We start from the raw sequence: 2,636 nt of genomic DNA on the forward strand, positions 1-2,636 counted from the left end.
TGCGTATTAACATCAGGAAGATCGCTAAATAACATTCATGGAGATCGCAAACTCTCTAATCAATAGGACCTTGGTTAATCTACTTTTATTGATCTGCATGCGTCAATGATTTTGTGATTTTTCGCATTGACTCTCCTTCCAATTCCATTTTTATTGAGCGATGCACTAAGCGGTCAAGTATGGCATCAGCATGGGTCGATTCGCCGATCATTTCATACCATTTATTGATCGGTAGTTGGCTAATAATCAGTATTGAATGATGGTCGTAGCGACCGTCAATAAGCTCAAGTAAATCGCTACGCTGATTGGCGTTTAGTGGCTCTAAGCCCCAATCATCGATAATCAATAAGTCGGCTTTGATAAGTTTGCTAACCAGCTTTTGATAGCTGCCTTCTGCTTGAGCGAGATACATGTGTTCCAGTAATCCTTTTAAGCGGAAGTACAATACGCTTTTTCCTTGTCTGCAATACTCTGCGCCAAGGGCGCAAGCGATAAAGGTTTTCCCGCAACCGGTCGCACCTGTTATCACTAAATTGTGCGCATGATGAAGCCAATCACTTTGGCTCAGCGTTCTGATTTGTGCTTTATCTATATTGCGACTGGCTTTGTAATGGATATCAGCGAGCGTGGCTTTTTGCCTGAATTTAGCCTCCCGTGTCAGTCGTTCAATCCGTCGTTGCTCACGTTGCGTGAGTTCATGGGCAAGCAATAATTGTAGGCGCTCTGTGAAGCTTAACTCGGCGTAGGTATTGGCTTGAACAAGCTGTTGATTCAGGGCGTCACGCATCCCGGTCAGTTTTAGTTGATTCAGTTGTAGGGTAATGTCTTGCATAATGACTCCTTAGTGGTAGTAACCGTTGCCACGGATATTTTGATGTTCAATCGACGATAATAAATCAGGTTGTTGCTCCGGCATGGCCGTTTTATCCAATCCTTTTTTGAGTATGTTGGTGACGTTTTTAAGTCGCTTAGCGCCGGTAAGCAGAGCACGTTGGCAGGCATTTTCTAACCGTTCGTTAGTGTATTTCGAAGATAAACTCAGCAAGCCTAAGCAAGAACGAAACGCTTGTTCAGGGTGTTTTCTACTGGCGAGATTTTCTTGCACCAGCAGCAAGGTATGTGGCCCGATATTTTTAGCCCAATGTTCAAAGCGCTGAGCCGACCATTGTTGCTTTTGATGTGCTTTGGGCATGTGGGCATCTTGGGTGGAATGTCGACCTGCTTGGTAAGCGCGAGCATGAGTGGCGACCGTATTGCCCTCATGATTTAAGGTAACAAGCTGACCGGTTATCTTTGCTTCAAGCTGCTTTTTAACGAGGCTATAAGGTACAGAGTAATAGTGTTTTTCAATCTCAACGTGATAGTCAATATTGACGCGTACATTTTTGATATACGTGTATTGATAGGCGCATTCTGGTAAGGCTTTTAAGGCGGGTTTATCAATACGTTGAAATAGGGATGTGCGTGATTCATCGTACTGCTTCATGACTTTATGATTCATCCAGTTAACCAGTTCGCTAATGCGTTGGTTGAGTTGCCTTAAACTGAAAAAGGTTTCTTTGCGTATTCTTGCCATTATCCAGCGCTCGACAATTTGCACGCCGACCTCGGCTTTGGATTTGTCCTTGGGTTTATAGGGTCTGGCAGGCACAACGGTCGTATCGTAATACTCGGATAGCTGATGGTAAGTAGGGTTTAAGTCAGGCTCATAACGACAGCTTCTATGGACGCCACTTTTAAGATTATCAGGGATAACCATGTCCGGCACGCCCCCTAGGAATTCAAAACAGCGCACATGACTCATTATCCAGTCTTCTAACTGCTGCGACCACGTGGCTTCAGCATAGGTGTAATTACTGGCGCCCATAACGGCTACAAACACCTGAGCACTGCGATATTCACCTGTTTCAGGGTTCACAATAGCCATCGTGGGGCCGCAATAGTCAACAAACAACTTCTCACCAGCATGATGGGTTTGCCGCATTGATAAGCGTACACTGACGTTCCATTGTCGATACATTCGACAATAATGGTTGTAACTGTAATACCCCCCAGGGTTGTCATCCACATACTCTTCCCACAAGAGCTGCAAGGTCATATATTTGCGTGTTTTAAGCTCATCTTGCACCGTTTGCCAATTCGGTAAACTGTGCTTTTTGAGAGGCGCTTTGGTTTTCAAAAATGTATTTTTTAACGCAACGTCATCCCACTTATCCTCTAATGGCCACGTAGTGATACCCATTTTCGCGGCTTTAGCGGCATAACGTGATACCGCCGAAGGGGAGATAGATAAGCTTTTGGCTATTTGCCGATGTGTCAGTTTTTGCCCGTATTTAAGTCTCAGAATATCTTTTAGTTTTTTCATAGTAATAGGTGTTGTCGACATGGTTACTCGCGTCACAGGTAAAAATGACAGAGTAAAGGTTAAACACATCTATTGACTAGAAAGTAAGCGGTTCAATAACATCGATGCAGATCGCTAAATAACATTTTGGCTCGAAATTGATCTCGATGGATGTTATTCGCCGATCTAAGTTGATGTTATTACCTGATCTTCATGGATGGTATTCAGCGATCTAAGCTGATGTTAATATGCAATATTCTTCCCACAATAACTGCAATGTCATCGTTTTCGG

The 2,636-nt window shown here is 43.7% G+C and carries 2 protein-coding genes; both read right to left on the minus strand.

Features of this window, described 5'->3' with window-relative positions; all coding sequences use genetic code 11:
• Positions 1-85: 85 nt before the first annotated feature.
• A complete protein-coding gene (istB, locus tag CXF95_RS26075; RefSeq protein ID WP_101200488.1) occupies positions 86-832 on the minus strand; it encodes an IS21-like element helper ATPase IstB in 747 nt (248 codons plus the stop codon).
• Positions 833-841: 9 nt separating this feature from the next.
• The gene (gene istA / locus CXF95_RS26080) at positions 842-2,386 is read right to left on the minus strand and encodes an IS21 family transposase (protein ID WP_101200487.1); all 1,545 of its coding nucleotides are present in this window, start codon (positions 2,384-2,386) and stop codon (positions 842-844) included.
• Positions 2,387-2,636: the final 250 nt, after the last annotated feature.

The organism is Paraglaciecola sp. MB-3u-78 (assembly GCF_002835935.1).
Lineage (GTDB): Bacteria > Pseudomonadota > Gammaproteobacteria > Enterobacterales > Alteromonadaceae > Paraglaciecola.